General features: G+C 36.2%; 10 protein-coding genes. 4 read left to right on the top strand and 6 right to left on the bottom strand.

Annotated features, from left to right (window positions below; all coding sequences use genetic code 11):
* Positions 1-59: 59 nt before the first annotated feature.
* On the bottom strand, positions 60-1,052 hold the full coding sequence (locus K332_RS0100255) for an ABC transporter substrate-binding protein (protein ID WP_026905613.1): 993 nt from the start codon (positions 1,050-1,052) through the stop codon (positions 60-62).
* Between the two features lie 545 nt (positions 1,053-1,597).
* Between K332_RS0100255 and K332_RS0100250 the strand changes: the two genes are divergently transcribed.
* The 3 genes from K332_RS0100250 (at position 1,598) to K332_RS0100235 (ending at position 5,930) form a co-directional block, all read left to right on the top strand.
* A complete protein-coding gene (locus tag K332_RS0100250) occupies positions 1,598-2,038 on the top strand; it encodes a MarR family winged helix-turn-helix transcriptional regulator (protein ID WP_026905612.1) in 441 nt (146 codons plus the stop codon).
* 4 nt (positions 2,039-2,042) lie between these two features.
* Entirely contained in the window at positions 2,043-5,183 is a 3,141-nt protein-coding gene (locus tag K332_RS0100245; RefSeq protein ID WP_026905611.1) for an MMPL family transporter, read from the top strand.
* A 204-nt stretch (positions 5,184-5,387) separates the two neighbouring features.
* Positions 5,388-5,930 carry a hypothetical protein gene (locus tag K332_RS0100235; RefSeq protein ID WP_026905610.1) on the top strand — a complete coding sequence of 181 codons (543 nt, stop codon included), beginning with the start codon at positions 5,388-5,390 and terminating at the stop codon, positions 5,928-5,930.
* 235 nt (positions 5,931-6,165) lie between these two features.
* On the opposite strand, the gene K332_RS0100230 is transcribed toward K332_RS0100235, so the two are convergent.
* Together K332_RS0100230 and K332_RS0100225 are read right to left on the bottom strand one after the other, a co-directional pair.
* Positions 6,166-7,176 (bottom strand): DUF3231 family protein, encoded by a 1,011-nt coding sequence (locus K332_RS0100230; protein ID WP_026905609.1) that lies wholly within the window; start codon positions 7,174-7,176, stop codon positions 6,166-6,168.
* A gap of 135 nt (positions 7,177-7,311) precedes the next feature.
* Positions 7,312-8,382 (bottom strand): undecaprenyldiphospho-muramoylpentapeptide beta-N-acetylglucosaminyltransferase, encoded by a 1,071-nt coding sequence (locus K332_RS0100225; protein ID WP_026905608.1) that lies wholly within the window; start codon positions 8,380-8,382, stop codon positions 7,312-7,314.
* A 116-nt stretch (positions 8,383-8,498) separates the two neighbouring features.
* Here K332_RS0100225 and K332_RS0100220 point away from each other — a divergent pair, with 116 nt between their 5' ends.
* On the top strand, positions 8,499-9,875 hold the full coding sequence (locus tag K332_RS0100220) for an MATE family efflux transporter (RefSeq protein WP_026905607.1): 1,377 nt from the start codon (positions 8,499-8,501) through the stop codon (positions 9,873-9,875).
* 63 nt (positions 9,876-9,938) lie between these two features.
* Here the strand turns inward: K332_RS0100220 and K332_RS0100215 are convergent, their stop codons facing one another.
* The 3 genes from K332_RS0100215 to K332_RS0100205 form a co-directional block, all read right to left on the bottom strand.
* Positions 9,939-11,126: a NupC/NupG family nucleoside CNT transporter gene (locus K332_RS0100215; protein WP_026905606.1), complete on the bottom strand. Its 1,188-nt coding sequence runs from the start codon at positions 11,124-11,126 to the stop codon at positions 9,939-9,941.
* Positions 11,127-11,606: 480 nt separating this feature from the next.
* Positions 11,607-12,854 carry a 2-oxoglutarate dehydrogenase complex dihydrolipoyllysine-residue succinyltransferase gene (gene odhB, locus K332_RS0100210; protein WP_026905605.1) on the bottom strand — a complete coding sequence of 416 codons (1,248 nt, stop codon included), beginning with the start codon at positions 12,852-12,854 and terminating at the stop codon, positions 11,607-11,609.
* Positions 12,851-15,706, bottom strand: coding sequence for a 2-oxoglutarate dehydrogenase E1 component (locus tag K332_RS0100205; protein ID WP_026905604.1), 2,856 nt, complete (start codon positions 15,704-15,706; stop codon positions 12,851-12,853). The genes odhB and K332_RS0100205 overlap by 4 nt, the downstream gene beginning before the upstream one ends.
* Positions 15,707-15,948: the final 242 nt, after the last annotated feature.

Below are 15,948 nucleotides of genomic sequence, written 5' to 3'. Positions count from 1 at the left end.
TATATTTGTTTTCAGGAAAGAAAAGCAGCCAACCCAAACTGGCTAGCCGCTTACAATCATTACTTTAAAGCTTCTTTCACTTTTTCAGCAACCTCGTCTGTTACCCAGCTAGTCCAAATATCCTCATGCTGCTTCATCCACCATATTGCCGCTTCTTCTGGTTCCGCACCATTCTCATCCATATAGTTTAGTGCTTCCTCAGTTAGTGCACTGCTAGTTTCATAGTTTTGTAGAAATTCGTAAACTTCTGGTGCTTGTTCAGGGAAGTCCTTATGAACAGCTACAACAACATCATTTGGTGGAAATTCAGTTGCTTTCGTATCATTCCAAACTGCTTCATCATATGCAGGTTCTTCTAGTAACGTTAGATCGTATTTTGCAGTGATAGCTGTTGGTGACCAATAGTATCCAACCCATGGCCTTCCTGCTTCATAAGCATCGACTAAATCAGCAACGGCCGCTGCATCTGAACCTGGCATGAAATTATTCATTGTTTCATCCAATCCATACGCTTCAAATTTTGCATTAATTGCATCTGCTACTGCCCAACCACTTGGAGCATTTAGAATACGTCCTCGACCAGGATCTTCCGGATCAGCAAAAATCTCTGGATATTTTTTTAAGTCCTCCACCGTTTTTAAATCAGGAGCAGCTGGCTCGATGCCTCTTTCCTCGTCTCCTTCAATCACATAAGTCGGTACATATAATCCTTGTTTATTGTCATCAAAGTTTACCGAAGCAGTTTCAATATCACCCGCTTCTGTTGCTTCTTCATAAACTTCTTTAACATTATCCGTCCATAACTCCATGTACACATTGATATCACCTTGGCGTAAACCTTGAATAGTTGCTGCTGTTGAGCCAGCGGTTACCTCTGTATCATAACCAAAGCCCTCTTCCAGAATCATTTGAGCAACACTATTGTGAACACGAATACTATCCCAACCAGCATCTGCTAGCACCACTTCTTCTAAATCACTACTAGACGCAGAACCACAGGCAGATAGAATCATTACCATAATAACAAACAAACTTATTCCAATTTTCTTCATCAAAATACTCCTTTAAATCTTATTTTTGATGGAATTTAACCATGTTCAATAAAATTCCCAATAATCCAAAAACTCAATTGACAAAAATCCTTAAATTTAACATAGTGAACTTGATGGGATGCTAAACTATATTAAGTATCGCGAGGGGACAATAAAAGGATAAATGCAGATTGGAGCTTTTCTTGTAGAACATTATTAATGTTACAAAAGTATTGCAGATCTATCAAACCGTGTATTATTGGAAATAACTGCTTATTGTTCGAAAAAAATGACTCTAGTAAACAATAGCTTATCAACATAGCCTAATTGCCACTTATACTTTAATTTACTCTTATATTCTATAATTTTGGCTATTCCATATAGTAAAAGTCCCCCTTTCCTGAATATCCCTAAATGATTAATACCCAACTACACCCCGAATTAAACAGAAATTCACAGGAAAAAATAATTGCAAGCTTCTAGATACCTTGGTATGATAATATAGTTCAATAAGTGAACTATTCATCAAGTGAACTATCAATCAACACTTGGAGGTGAAGCAAAACATGGAATTAAAAGAACTAGTAGAACGTTATCAAACCGCTATAAATCAAGTTTATCGTAGGGTAAATGGCATATTAAAAGATAAAATGCATTCGGATATCACAACCGATCAATTCTCCACATTACATTTCATTTTTAAACATAGTAAATGTACCAGCACAGACATTGCACATGAATTTGGTGTAGGAAAAAGTGCTGTAACCGCTCAAATAAATCGATTAGATGAAAAGGGGCTAATTGTGCGCGAACGTGATGAGAATGATCGGCGGGTTGTATACCTTTCTGTAACGGATAAAGGGACTGATTTCGTTAACTATACAGAAAAAGCCATTTTTGAAATATTGGGAAGTTACTTAAAGAGTTTTGAAAAAGAGGAAATCTATACATTTATTCATTCCTTAGAAAAGTTGGCAAAAATCATGAATGAGGATTTGGGGGAGTAAATTAATGAAATATATTATTCGCTTCAGATGGTTAATTGCAGTTATATGGATTGCTACAGCGGTGTCACTATTTGTTTTTGCACCGAATTTACAAGAGCTTGTTCGGGAAAAGGGGCAAATTGCGGCTCCCGAGGATTCACCATCCGTTGAAGCACAACAGCTCATTGAATCCATGTCATCTGGTCAATCCGGGAATCAAACTAGTTCCGTACTTGTTTTTCATGAAGAAGATGGCTTTGACCAACAAGAGAAAGATGAAGTTATTAAAGCTATTAGTATCTTGGAAGAAAATAATGAGACTTTAGGAGTCTCTGATATACTATCCTTTAATTCTGATCCAGCAATCGAGGAACAAACTGTTTCAGCTGATGAAACAACGATTATCGTACCTTTTCAAGTCTCCTTAGAAAACAGAGAAGTTGACGAGGCACGTGAATCAATAAATTCCATACTGGATGATGTGGAGATTGAACATTATTTAACAGGTGAGGCATTTATTTCCCAGGATATTATTACAAACTCTGAAGAAGGATTAAAGAAAACAGAAATCATTACAGTTGGGTTAATACTCGTTATTTTATTTATTGTGTTTAAATCCTTTGTCGCACCATTTATCCCCCTATTAACGGTAGGAATATCCTATTTAGCTGCACAAGGAATTGTATCTATTCTAGCAGACAAGATAGATTTTCCACTTTCAACATTCACGCAAATCTTTATGGTTGCTATCATGTTTGGGATTGGAACCGATTATTGTATTTTACTGATTAGTAGATTTAAAGAGGAACTTTCAGAAGGTGCTCCCATTAAGGATGCTGTCCTTAACACATATAAAGCTAGTGGCAAAACAATACTATTTGCGGGTATAGCCGTATTAATTGGATTCTCCACCATTGGGCTTTCCACCTTCTCATTATACCAATCTGCTGTTGCGGTTGCGGTTGGGGTCGCAGTAGTGATGATAGCACTTGCAACATTAGTGCCATTTTTCTTAGTCGTTTTTGGTAAAAAGTTGTTTTGGCCATTTGATAAATCGGTATCCCATAAGGAAAGTAAATTATGGGGATCAGTTGGAACTTTTGCATGGGCAAGACCTACACTCGCACTACTCATCGTGGCAGTGATTGTGGTCCCTGCATTAGTAAGCTATGATGGCGATAAATCCTATAATTCTCTTGAGGAAATAGGTGATTCCTATAAGTCTGTTAAAGGTTTCAATTATATTTCTGATAGTTTTGGACCTGGGCAAACTATGCCAACAACAGTTGTATTAGAATCAGATAATCCAATTGACACCGTAGAAGAATTTCAGCAAATGGAACGCATTGCAGAAGCCCTCGCAAAGCTAAATGGCGTTGACCAAGTAAGAAGCGCAACCAGACCAACAGGTTCCATTATTGAAGACTTCAAGGTGGATAGATTTACTGGACAATTAGCTGATGGAATTGGAAAAAGTACAGATGGAATAACAGAAATTCAAAGTGGCTTACAAGAAGCTTCTAGCGAATTACAAAAAGCAGGACCACAGTTAGAGGAAGCACAAGATGGTGTGGAACAATTGCTGGGTGGCACAGAGGCTACTAAGTCTGGAGTTCAAGATATCCAATCTGCCTTACAAAAAATTGAAGATGGTATTGAAACTGGAGCATTGGGTGCCGGTGAAATAAAAGAAAATTTGCAGACTATCAAAGATAATTTAGATCAAACGATAGCCGGAAGTAAAGAGTTACTTAGTGGTTATCAGGCTATCGAAGAAGGGCTAAATAACTTTGGAAATGGTGTCTCATTAGATGATAATCAAATGACACAGTTTGACCAATTGATTGAAGGTTTAAAAGGAATTAGAACCCAATTAGACTATGTTAATCCGTCTGATGAAACTAAAACTGTATTAAGTGATGCAAAATCAAACTTAGATAATGCCATTCTTAGTGCAGAAACTGGTATAAATGATTTAAAAGACAAATTAAGTGGGTTAACAAGTATAAAAGAAACATTGCAAACAACAGTAATTTCTCCACTAAATCTATTAAATGATAATTTAAGTAAAACTATATCAGGTCAAGATCAGCTTTCAGCAGGAATTGGTGAATTAATAGCTGGCATCGAGGAACTTGAAAATGGTTTAGAACAAGCAGCTGGTGGCCAAGGTCAAGTAGTCTCAAACATTCCTAGCCTTCGCGATGGTTTATCTGAGCTTTATGGTGGACAGGAACAACTGAAAACCGCATTCCAGGAAATGCAAGATCAACTTGGACAATTATCATCTGGTTTGGCAGACGGTGCCGATGGATTACAACAAATTGGTGATGGATTAAATGAAGTCCAAGGATATCTAAGCGATATTGAAACAGACGAAAGTAATCCAATTGTTATGATTCCAGAAGAAGCTTTAGAAAACGAAGCATTTATGGAAGGTGCAACTATGTATCTTTCAGAAGACAAGACAATCGCTAAATTTGATGTTGTCCTTGAATTTAACCCTTATTCAACGGAAGCATTAAATATGATTGATCAAATTCAGAATAAAGTAGATGAGACAAAACATGATACTATTTTTGAAAATAGTGAAGCATTGTTAGGTGGAATAAGCAGTACGAATAATGATCTCCAAAATGTATCGGATGAAGATTATTCCAGAACTGTCCTTTATATGATTGCAGGTATATTTATTATCTTAATCATTTTGCTTCGTTCCATTATCATGCCAATCTATCTAATCGGTTCATTGGTTCTTACTTACTTTACGTCAATGGCATTTAGCGAAATCATTTTCGTTAATATAATGGGTTATGATGGGTTAACATGGGCGGTACCATTCTTTGCTTTTGTTATGTTAACCGCTCTTGGTATTGACTACAGTATCTTCTTAATGGATCGATTTAATGAATACCGTGATGGTAATTTAAAAGAAGCGATGCTTACAGCGATGAAGAAGATGGGTACAGTCATCATTTCTGCTGCTGTTATTTTAGGAGGGACTTTTGGAGCAATGCTTCCATCAGGGGTATTATCCATTTTACAAATAGCCACAGTCGTATTAATTGGTTTATTCCTTTATGCATTTGTTATGCTGCCATTGTTTATTCCAATTATGGTTCGCCTATTTGGTAATGCAAATTGGTGGCCATTTAAACAGAAATAATTAATGCTTTAAAAAGGAACAGAGAACATAAATTAGATGTTGCCCACTTGTCTTTTGTTTAGGGAGGATATAGTGGGCTCTCTTCTTCTCTCTTTTATAACCTTCTAACCCCAAGCTTCCCAACTTCATTTACATATTATCTTCCTATTAACAAATAATAACAATTATGACTATCAATTATTAGTGAATAGAAGGAATTTTATTATGGAACTGGAACAAAAATATGAATATAAATCCCCGATTGCTGCTTTATTATGGTCCATTATGATGACTGGGTTTGGTCAATTCTATAATGGGCAATATATCTTTGGTACATTACTTTTCTTATTTGAAATTATCGCAAACGGATTTTCCAGTATAAATACATCTATTTTACACTCTTTCCATGGAGACACAGAATCTGCTCATGACATTTTCAATCATCAATGGGGATTATTCTACCCGTCAACCTATGCTTTTGGTATTTGGCATGCTTATAACAAAGCTATCATTTTGAATTCCAAACAGGAGAATAAAGCTCCAGTAAAAAGAACCCATTTAACAGGATTCTTTGTAGCATTTGTTATCGGAATGAATATTGGTATTTATTATCACCACTTACTTGATAAAATCCCCTATTTATCATTATTGTCCAGTCCAATATTTAACGGATTATTGTGGGGAATTATTTTGGGTTGTTTGGGTCATTTAGTGGAAAGATGCGTAAGAAATTCGAAAATGTATAATAGAATTAAAGTGAAAGAGTAATCATAATTTGATTTTTATTTAGAACATTTCTAGGGAAAAACACTTCTCCCTTTCAATTTAGTTTGAAAAACCATTCTCATTCACCTATTCTAAATAAAAATATAGGTGACTCAAATGTCCAATTATGCACCATCCCTGAGTCACCTCCATTTTTATAAGAAACACTAGACTGTTTTATTCAGAATTCCTAGACCATCACACAATTTAGTTCAATTGGAATTCCAGTTTTGGAAACTTAATCTTTTTCTCGAGCCAATTTATTTCGGTCATTTGTACCCGGTGGTTGTTCAAGCCAACTGTTTTGAATCATAATATCTGCTCCACTTTTCGAATACTTAGCAACTTCTATTGACAAGCGTTCATAGTTAATCATTAGATCGGACCGCTGACTGGCTGCCGCTGCGGTTGCATAATTTCCTATTCCCGCTTGCATCAAAAGGGATGTGTGGAACATCATCAATTTATCGGAAAAAGTCCATGTTGTAGAATCACTTACTGCCACATCTGGAACCTGTGGAGCCTCAATGTCATCCTTCATCAATGTATCAGCAAAAATTTTAATATGTTTTTTGGCTATATCCTTCCCTCGAATCATGAATTCTTGAACTTCTTTATTAAAAGAAGTTTGGGCAAAGGACATACATAATTTCACACCTATTGAGTTAGTTGCAATATTCATATAGAGATAAGCTATTTCAATAGCATTCAAAGGGCGTTTTTCATTAAACGGATTGAGTCCACTTAGATATTTTTTACTATCAATAAAATCAGTTTCTTTTGGAACTGTAATATAAGGGGGTCTAGCATTAACTCCCTTTAATAGAGCTGTTTCAGTTGAACGATTATATAAAACTGTTGTTTCTTTAATGGCCTGAGAAAAATATCCCCTTACATCCTCTCTTATACTCATTGAAAGAAGCCCGAAATAGGATACTCCTCCAATCCTCGCCATATGATTTATATACGTTAGACAAAAGATATCAGTAAACAGCCAGGGTGCATCTGGATTTACATCTTGCTCAGTAAACCCATTAGGTAAAGAAAATTCTTCCTTATTAAGAAGTTTTTTTAATTCTTCAATATGATTTGTAGAAAGATCATATGCATATTGTACTACTGGCTTAATATCAGAGTCTGATACATACTTCAACATATAACCCAGCATTTGTTTAGATAAACTATCACTCATATAGGTTGTCCATAAAGATGCAATCTCGCCCGAGGTTAGATTTATAGTTCGACTCACAAAATAGCCTCCTAAATTATCATTTATAGCATTATTATTTACTAATTACTGATAAATTATCAAATGTCCTTATTAACTCTTCCTATAAAACAAAAAATACCTTTCTAGATTATTAAACCAAGAAAGGTATTCCCATTATTTTGTAGATTCTTTTATTATCTCTATTACTCGGTCACGTGACTTTTCACTTTGATACTTTTTCATTTGATCCATTATAATTGGTGCTTGTTGAACTAGCTTATCTAGTTCTTTATTGAGTGTCTCTTCCGTTAAATTTTCTTCCTCCAAAACTCTTGCATATGTTTTTTCTTGGAAAGATTTTGCATTGATAATTTGGTCTCCTCTACTGGCTTCCTTTGACAATGGAATGAGTAACATCGGGATATGCAATGCAAGAAATTCAAATATAGCATTGGATCCAGCACGTGATAAAACAAAATCTGTTATGGAAAAAATATCTTTTAGCTCTTCATTCACATATTCAAACTGAACATAACCTTCTTTTTGAACTGACTCATCTACTTTTCCTGTCCCACAAATATGCACAATTTGAAACTTATCCAACAATGTAGCAAGTGACCCACGAACGGTTTCATTAATCTTATGAGCTCCACCACTTCCACCCATAATCAATAGAACTGGCTTCTCCCGATTAAATCCACATAATGCAAGTCCCTTATTTTTGTCGCCAAGGAAGAGCTCCTCACGTACGACAGCCCCAACATATTCTGCTTTTTCCTCTGGCAAGTACTTTACCGTTTCTGGAAAAGTTGCTAGTATTTTTTTCGCAAAAGGAATCGCTAATTTATTCGCAAGTCCTGGGGTAAAATCGGATTCATGAATCACTGCTGATACTCCTCGAAGCTTGGAAGCAAGCACAACGGGTACAGACACGAAACCTCCTTTTGAGAATACAACAGCTGGTTTCCGTTTCCCTATAATTTTCCAGGATTGCAATGTTCCTTTCACTACTTTAAAAGGATCCTTTAAATTTTCAATAGACATATACCGTCTTAATTTCCCAGTTGATATTGCATAGTAATTTACATTATCTAATTGTCCAATTAAATCCTTCTCTATACCATCTCTTGATCCAATATAATCAACTTCCCATCCCTCACGTTGGAATTCAGGAATTAATGCCAAATTGACAGTAACGTGACCTGCAGTTCCACCGCCAGTGAACAGTATTCGTTTCTTTTTCATAATATCTTTGTAGTCCCCTCTTTCCAATTACAGCACATAATCGTATAATAGCATAATGCATGTAATTCTGTTACCTCTTTATCCTATTAAAAATTAATCAAAAAAGGAAGCATAATATGTATCAAACAAATTCATTAAAACAAAAAATCACGTTATTCTTCATCATTTTCTTCCCTATTTTAATTACACAGGTTAGCTTAAACTTGATGACCTTTTTTGATACGGTTATGTCAGGTCAAGCAAGCGCGGTGGATCTAGCAGGTGTAGCAATTGGCTCTAGTCTTTGGGTACCTGTTTTCACGGGGATAAATGGAGTGTTACTAGCCATTACACCTATAATTGCACACTTGCTTGGTGCAAGGGAAAAGGAAACAATCAGCAAAAAGGTACAACAAGCTATTTATTTATCGATTGGATTGGCATTTATCATTTTACTGATTGGTTTATTCACTCTTAATCCAATTCTTAATACGATGGACTTAGAATCTGACGTACGACATATTGCCAAGTACTATCTTATTACCTTGAGTACTGGTATTATTCCATTATTTATTTTCAATACTTTACGTTGTTTCATGGATTCCTTAGGTCAAACGAGAACATCGATGATTATCATTTTAATTGCATTACCAATTAACATATTCCTTAATTATATTTTTATCTTTGGGAAATTTGGGTTCCCCACTATGGGTGGAATTGGTGCTGGGATTGCGACCGCACTAACCTATTGGATTATCTGTGTTATTGCAGTAGTTATCTTAATGTATGTAAAGCCTTTTCGTAATTACAGAGTATTTTCTACTTGGGAAAAACCGAAAGTATCCGATTGGTTTGAACAATTAAGAATAGGTATTCCGATTGGTTTTGCTATTTTCTTTGAAACAAGTATTTTTTCAGCGGTAACGCTTTTAATGAGTGAATATAATACAAATACTATAGCAGCACACCAGGCAGCAATGAACTTTTCGGCATTACTCTATATGATTCCATTAAGTGTTGGAATGGCTTTAACGATAACAGTTGGATTTGAAGTTGGGGCAAAACGTATGCACGATGCAAAAGTTTATGGATACATTGGTATTGCTGGTGGTATTTTCATTGCATTATTTAATGGTGCTATCCTTTTTCTCTTCAATGATTTCGTTGCTAGTCTATATAGTTCAGACCCAGATGTTATTGCATTAACCGTTCAATTTATTGGCTTTGCCATTATTTATCAACTGGCAGATGCTTTCGGGGCACCAATCCAGGGAGCACTTCGTGGATACAAAGATGTCAATATGACCTTAGTCATTGCGCTTATATCCTATTGGGTAATTGGTTTACCAACAGGTTGGATACTCGCAAATCACACGACTCTTGGACCTTTTGGTTACTGGGTAGGGATAATTGCAGGTTTAAGTATCGGTGCTATATTCTTATTGATTAGGCTCGTGTTGATTCAAAAAAAATACAGTAAGGTAATAATACAACAAAACTCATCCGCAAGTTAAGTTCACGGATGAGTTTTTTCTTTATGAGGGATAGTCCCTCAAACACACTAAAGTGCTAAATTTTTAAATGAATAATCCTGCAATTGTTGCGGATAAGATAGAAGCCAGTGTTGCACCTAATAAAAGCTTCAATCCAAATCTCGCAACCTCTCCACCCTTTTCCCTATCAATTCCTTGTACCGTACCAGCGATAATTCCAATGGAAGAAAAATTCGCAAATGACGTTAGAAATACGGTAACAATCCCAACTGTTTTCTCGGAAACATGATCCATCAAAGTTTGAAATTCCAACATAGCTACAAATTCATTTGTAACGATTTTTGTTCCCATGATACTACCAGCATCCAATATTTCACTTGTAGGAATACCCATGAGAAAAGAAATTGGATATAAAATATACCCTAGTATCTGTTGCAATGTAATTCCCGAGAAAATTGCTTGAATAACCCAGTTCACAAGCTCTAGTGATGCAATAAACGCAACTAACATTGTTCCTACAATAAGAGCAATTTTTCCACCTTCTAGCGCACCATTTCCCATTGCTTCAAAGATACTTTTTTCATTAGAGATATCCGTAATATCAACCTTATCCTCTTCCTTAGGGACTTTGACAGGAGCTATTATCGAAGCAACAATTAAAGCACTAAACATATTTAATGGTAGAGCAACTAAAACATACTTTGGTGGAAGCATTTGCATATAAGCTCCTACAATGGAAGCAGATACAGATCCCATTGCTGAGGCACAAACGATATACAGACGATTCGCAGTTAAATGATGAAACTGAGAGCGAACAGCAATTAATGCTTCTGATTGTCCAAAGAAAATACTATTCACTGCATTAAATGATTCAACTTTCGGAAGACCAGTTATCTTAGATATAATTGCGCCAATATATTTAATGATAATTGGAAGAATCTTCAAATACGTAAGGACTTGTAAAATCGTTGCGAAAAAAATGATAAGTAGAAGTACATCAAAGAAAAATATCCCACCTTCTCCTCGCAAAACACCACCAAGTATAAAATTAACACCTGCAGTTCCAAATTCAATTAACTTATCAAATACGGCTGATATTCCATTAATGACGGTTTGTCCAAATGTAGTATTAAACATAAACCAGGTAGTAAGGAGCTGAGCTAAAATCATAATCCCAATTCCTTTGAAATTAATAATCTTACGGTTGTTCGATAGGAAATAAGATAGTCCAATTACAACAATAATGGCAAGAATACCAAGAAGAATGTCCATAGATGTGCCTCCTAGATGTTAATCATACTACTCTTTAGTAGTACCCTAAATTATATAGATTAATGCTATTTGCCGTAGATAAAATAAAGTAGAAAAGTAATGAATCTTTTTAAAAATATGTACCCAAAAGATATATGACTCAGCCATTCGTATATCATTAGAATTTTTCCCACAAAAATCACGACAAGTGTTATCATATCCTTTTTAATAATAAAATTCCACCTAAAAGGTCCATAACAACGGCTATTATTTATTTTGCAAAATATAAGAATTTATCCAAATTTACTAACCCATCTAAACTATAGTTTCTACACAAAAAAAAGAACCAAAGTAGGGTATCGTTCCCAACTTTGGTCCATCAATTATTAACTATTAGTATCAATGAATCTAAAATCTTTAATAAATATCTTTCCTAATAAGGTAGCAGATAAAGCTAATCTGCTAATTAGGACAAAATTTATAAACTTAGGTTATCGAATATTAACCTTCTAATAATAAATCATATGGGTCTTCTAATAGTTGCTTCACACGAACTAAGAATTGAACCGCCTCTTTACCATCAACAATTCTATGGTCGTAAGAAAGTGCTAGGTACATCATTGGTCGGACTTCAATAGAATCATCCGGCATTGCGACTGGACGTTTAATGATATTATGCATTCCTAGGATACCAACTTGAGGTGCGTTCAAGATTGGCGTGGAGAGCATGGAACCAAATGTTCCGCCATTTGTTATCGTGAAAGTCCCACCTGAAAGATCATTTAAACCTAATTCCTTATTGCGAGCTTTTTTACCTAAGTCAGCAATTTCACGTTCTACACCAGCGAAATCTAGACGGTCAGCGTCACGTACAACCGGAACAACTAGACCATCATCTGTAGACACTGCAATACCAATATCATAGAACTTCTTAATTAATAAATCTGTTCCTTGAATTTCAGCATTTAGTAGTGGGAAGTCTTTTAAAGCACCTACCACTGCTTTTGTAAAGAATGACATGAAACCAAGTTTAACACCATGCTTATCTAAGAACTTATCTTTGCGCTCTCCACGAAGCTTCATCACATTGGTTAGGTCTACTTCGTTGAATGTTGTAAGCATTGCTGCAGTTTGCTGTGCTTCAACTAAGCGCTTCGCAATTGTTTGACGACGACGAGACATTTTCACTACTTCAACCGGCTTGTTGAACTCAGTTACTTGCGTAGCTTTAGTGGCTTCTTTCTTAGCAGGTGCCGCTTGTTTAGGTGCACTTGCAGCAGCCTCGACATCTTCCGGACGTACGCGACCAAGTGGATCACGAGTTGCTACAGTACTTAAATCAATATTAAGTTCACGAGCACGTTTTCTAGCAGCCGGTGAAGCAATTACATCACGATTAGATGTTTCTTCTTCTTTCTTAGCAGCTGGTGTTGGTGCAGCTTTTGACTCTTCTTTTGGTGCTTCTTCTTTCACTACTGGCGCTTCCTCTTTTACTGGTTCAGGAGTAGCTCCACCCTCTTCACTTGCAACGGCTATAACATCGCCAACGACAACATCTTCGCCTTCTTCTTTAACGATTTCTGTAATAACACCAGAAACCTCCGAGTTAACTTCAACGTTAACTTTATCTGTTTCTAATTCAACGACAGGATCACCTTTTTCTACTTTATCCCCTACTTTTACTAGCCATTCAGCTATTGTTCCTTCTGTGATGGATTCGGCAAGTTCTGGTACTTTAATTTTACTCATTTGGATTCTCCTCCTAATGTCGGGTTAATTGCTTTTTCTATGATTTTCTCTTGTTCTGCCTTATGGACATTTGGATCACCAACGGCTGGTGCAGATCGATCAGGACGTCCAATATAACGAAGTGTTTGACCCGGTTTTAACAATTCCCGTAAATAGTCATCTACAAAATCCCATGCTCCCTGATTTTTAGGCTCTTCTTGAACCCAAACAATTTCCTCAAGATTTGGAAGTTCTTTTACAATACCCTCCATTTCTTTTGTTGGGAAAGGATAAATTTGTTCTAAACGAACAGCACGTAGCCAATCTAATTTCTCATTAGAACCATCCATTACTTCTTCAATATCAATCATAACTTTACCAGAACCAATTAATAAGCGTGTTGCATTCTTCTTGCTTACTTTTAAGTTTGGCTGGTTACGAATAGCCTGAAATTTTCCTTCAGTAAATTCTTTGGCCTCTGAAGCAATCCGCTGATTTCGAAGCAAACTACTCTTCGGTGTCATTAATACTAATGGTCGAGCTTCCTCTTTACCACGCAATGCGGCTTGACGGCGCATTAAATGGAATAATTGTGCCGATGATGTTACATAAGCTACAATCCAGTTATTTTCAGCAGACATTTGCAAGAAACGTTCTAATCTTGCACTTGAGTGCTCTGGTCCTGCTCCCTCATGACCATGTGGAAGTAATAGCACCATGTTGGACTTATCTCCCCATTTTGCACGAGCTGCTGACATAAACTGATCAAAAATCGTTTGTGCTACGTTAGCAAAATCCCCAAACTGTGCTTCCCAAAGAACCAGTGTATTGGGAGATTGAACACTATATCCATATTCGAATCCTAATACAGCAACTTCAGAAAGTGGGCTATTACGAATATCAAATGACGCATTGGCATTTAACCCGTGGAAAATACTGTACTTTTCATTAGTAACAGCATCATTTAAAACCGCATGACGATGAGCAAATGTACCACGCTCAGAATCCTGACCAGTTAGACGAATCGGGATACCGTCTTTCAAGATTGAAGCATACGCAAGTGCTTCCCCAGCACCCCAGTCAACTAAGTTACCATCTTGTAAAGCCTCTTTACGGCGTTTGAAAATTCTTGCTAGCTTTTTATTTTCCGTAAAGCCTTCCGGACGGTTAAATAGTCCGTTATTCAGTTCCTCTAGTTCTTCCATTGATACTGCAGTTTCATATTTTTCCAAATCAGTATTTAAAGCATCTGGCATAGGCTTACATTCCACTTTAGCAATTTCAGTTTCATCCATGCCTTCAATAATCGTCTTTAAATTTTCTTCAACACTTGTTACCATTCGGTCAAATTCTTCTTTAGTGATGACACCTTTTTCTGCTAATTCATTTGCAAAAACATTAGCAGCAGTTGGATGCTTATCAATCAAACCATAAAGCTTAGGCTGAGTAACCCTCGGCTCATCCATTTCGTTATGGCCATAACGGCGGTATCCGACCAAATCTATTAAAATATCCTTATTAAATTTCTGACGATAATCGTAAGCAAATTTAATCGCGGATACACATGCAATTGGATCATCTGCATTTACGTGCATGACTGGAATTTCAAATCCTTTTGCTAAGTCACTAGCATAACGAGTCGAACGTCCATCTTCTTGGTTAGTTGTATAACCCAGTAAATTGTTTGCAATAATATGCAATGTTCCACCAGTACGATATCCAGGTAGGTTTGCAAGGTTAAGTGTTTCAGCAACTACACCTTCCCCGATAAAGGCAGCATCCCCATGAATCAATACCGGAATAGCTTTTGAAACATCTTGTTTTGGATAACCATTTTCTGAACGGTCATCCTGTGCTGCACGAGCAAATCCCTCTACTACCGGATTAACAAATTCTAAGTGAGACGGATTATGTGCAAGTGTAATTTTTATCCTTGTTTCTTCGCCGTCTTTTACATCTTTAACAGCACCAAAGTGGTATTTAACGTCTCCAGTCCATCCATACGTAATCCCTCTAGAACCTTCAGAAGGCATTAATTCCTTATTCGGAGAATGGTGGAATTCAGAGAAAATTTTATCAATTGGTTTCCCTAATACATGAGCCAACACACTTAATCTTCCGCGGTGTGCCATACCCATCATAATATTTTCAACTTTATCTTCTGTTGCATACTTTACAATGTGGTCCAGCATTGGAACCATTGCTTCTAGTCCTTCAATTGAGAAACGCTTTTGACCAACAAATGTTTTTTGAAGGAATCCTTCAAACCCCTCTACATTTGCAAGACGGTCTAGTAATTGTTTTTTCTCGTCATTAGATAGGTTTAAGCGAGCTTTTCCAGATTCAATATAATCAGAAAGCCAATCTCGCTCCTCGTCACTATCTACGTGGTCATATTCAAATGTAATCGTGCCAGTATAATATTTCCTTAATTCACGTACGACATCAAGTGCATTATCTACACCAACTGGCGCCTTTTCCCATACCCAAGCAGCAGGAATCTCTTTTAAATCTGCTTCTGTTAAACCATAATTTTGTGGGTTGAGTAATTCGGATTTTCTTTCTTCTTGAATACTCACAGGATAAATATCTGCTTCTAAATGACCGAAACGACGAATAGCCTCAACTAATTTAACTGTTGAGGTAATTTTCTTGACATCATTAATAGAAGTACTTCCAGAACCTACTAGTACTGTATCAGTTGATGAGCTCAACCAAGTAGGAGCTCCATGTTGATCGAACAAATCTTTTAAAGATGGATCAACTGTTTGAGGGTCCTCTTTATACAGCTCATATTGTTCTTCTAAATATCCTATATTAGGACCATGAAACTCTCCCCAGAATCTTTGTGAAGATTCATCATTTTGTGCCACGTCTTATACCCCCATTAGAAGTTAACTTTCTCCGTTTGAAAACGGTTTTATGTTTGCATTTCTTATTATAGAACCGACATCAAACTTCATCAACTAATATACCTTATTTTCTTTAGCGAAACAATAAATCTTATTTGCCTTTTCCTAGAATTGTATCAAATTAATAATATAAATAATTTTCACACTTATTCGTTCATGTATTTGTAACCATTCTTAGTTCCCTTTCTATTAATTTTTCGTTA

The organism is Paucisalibacillus globulus DSM 18846, from assembly GCF_000482485.1.
GTDB classification, from domain to species: Bacteria; Bacillota; Bacilli; order Bacillales; family Amphibacillaceae; genus Ornithinibacillus; species Ornithinibacillus globulus.
The sequence above is the reverse complement of the archived record's forward strand: the minus strand, read 5'-3'. Positions and strand labels throughout refer to the sequence as shown.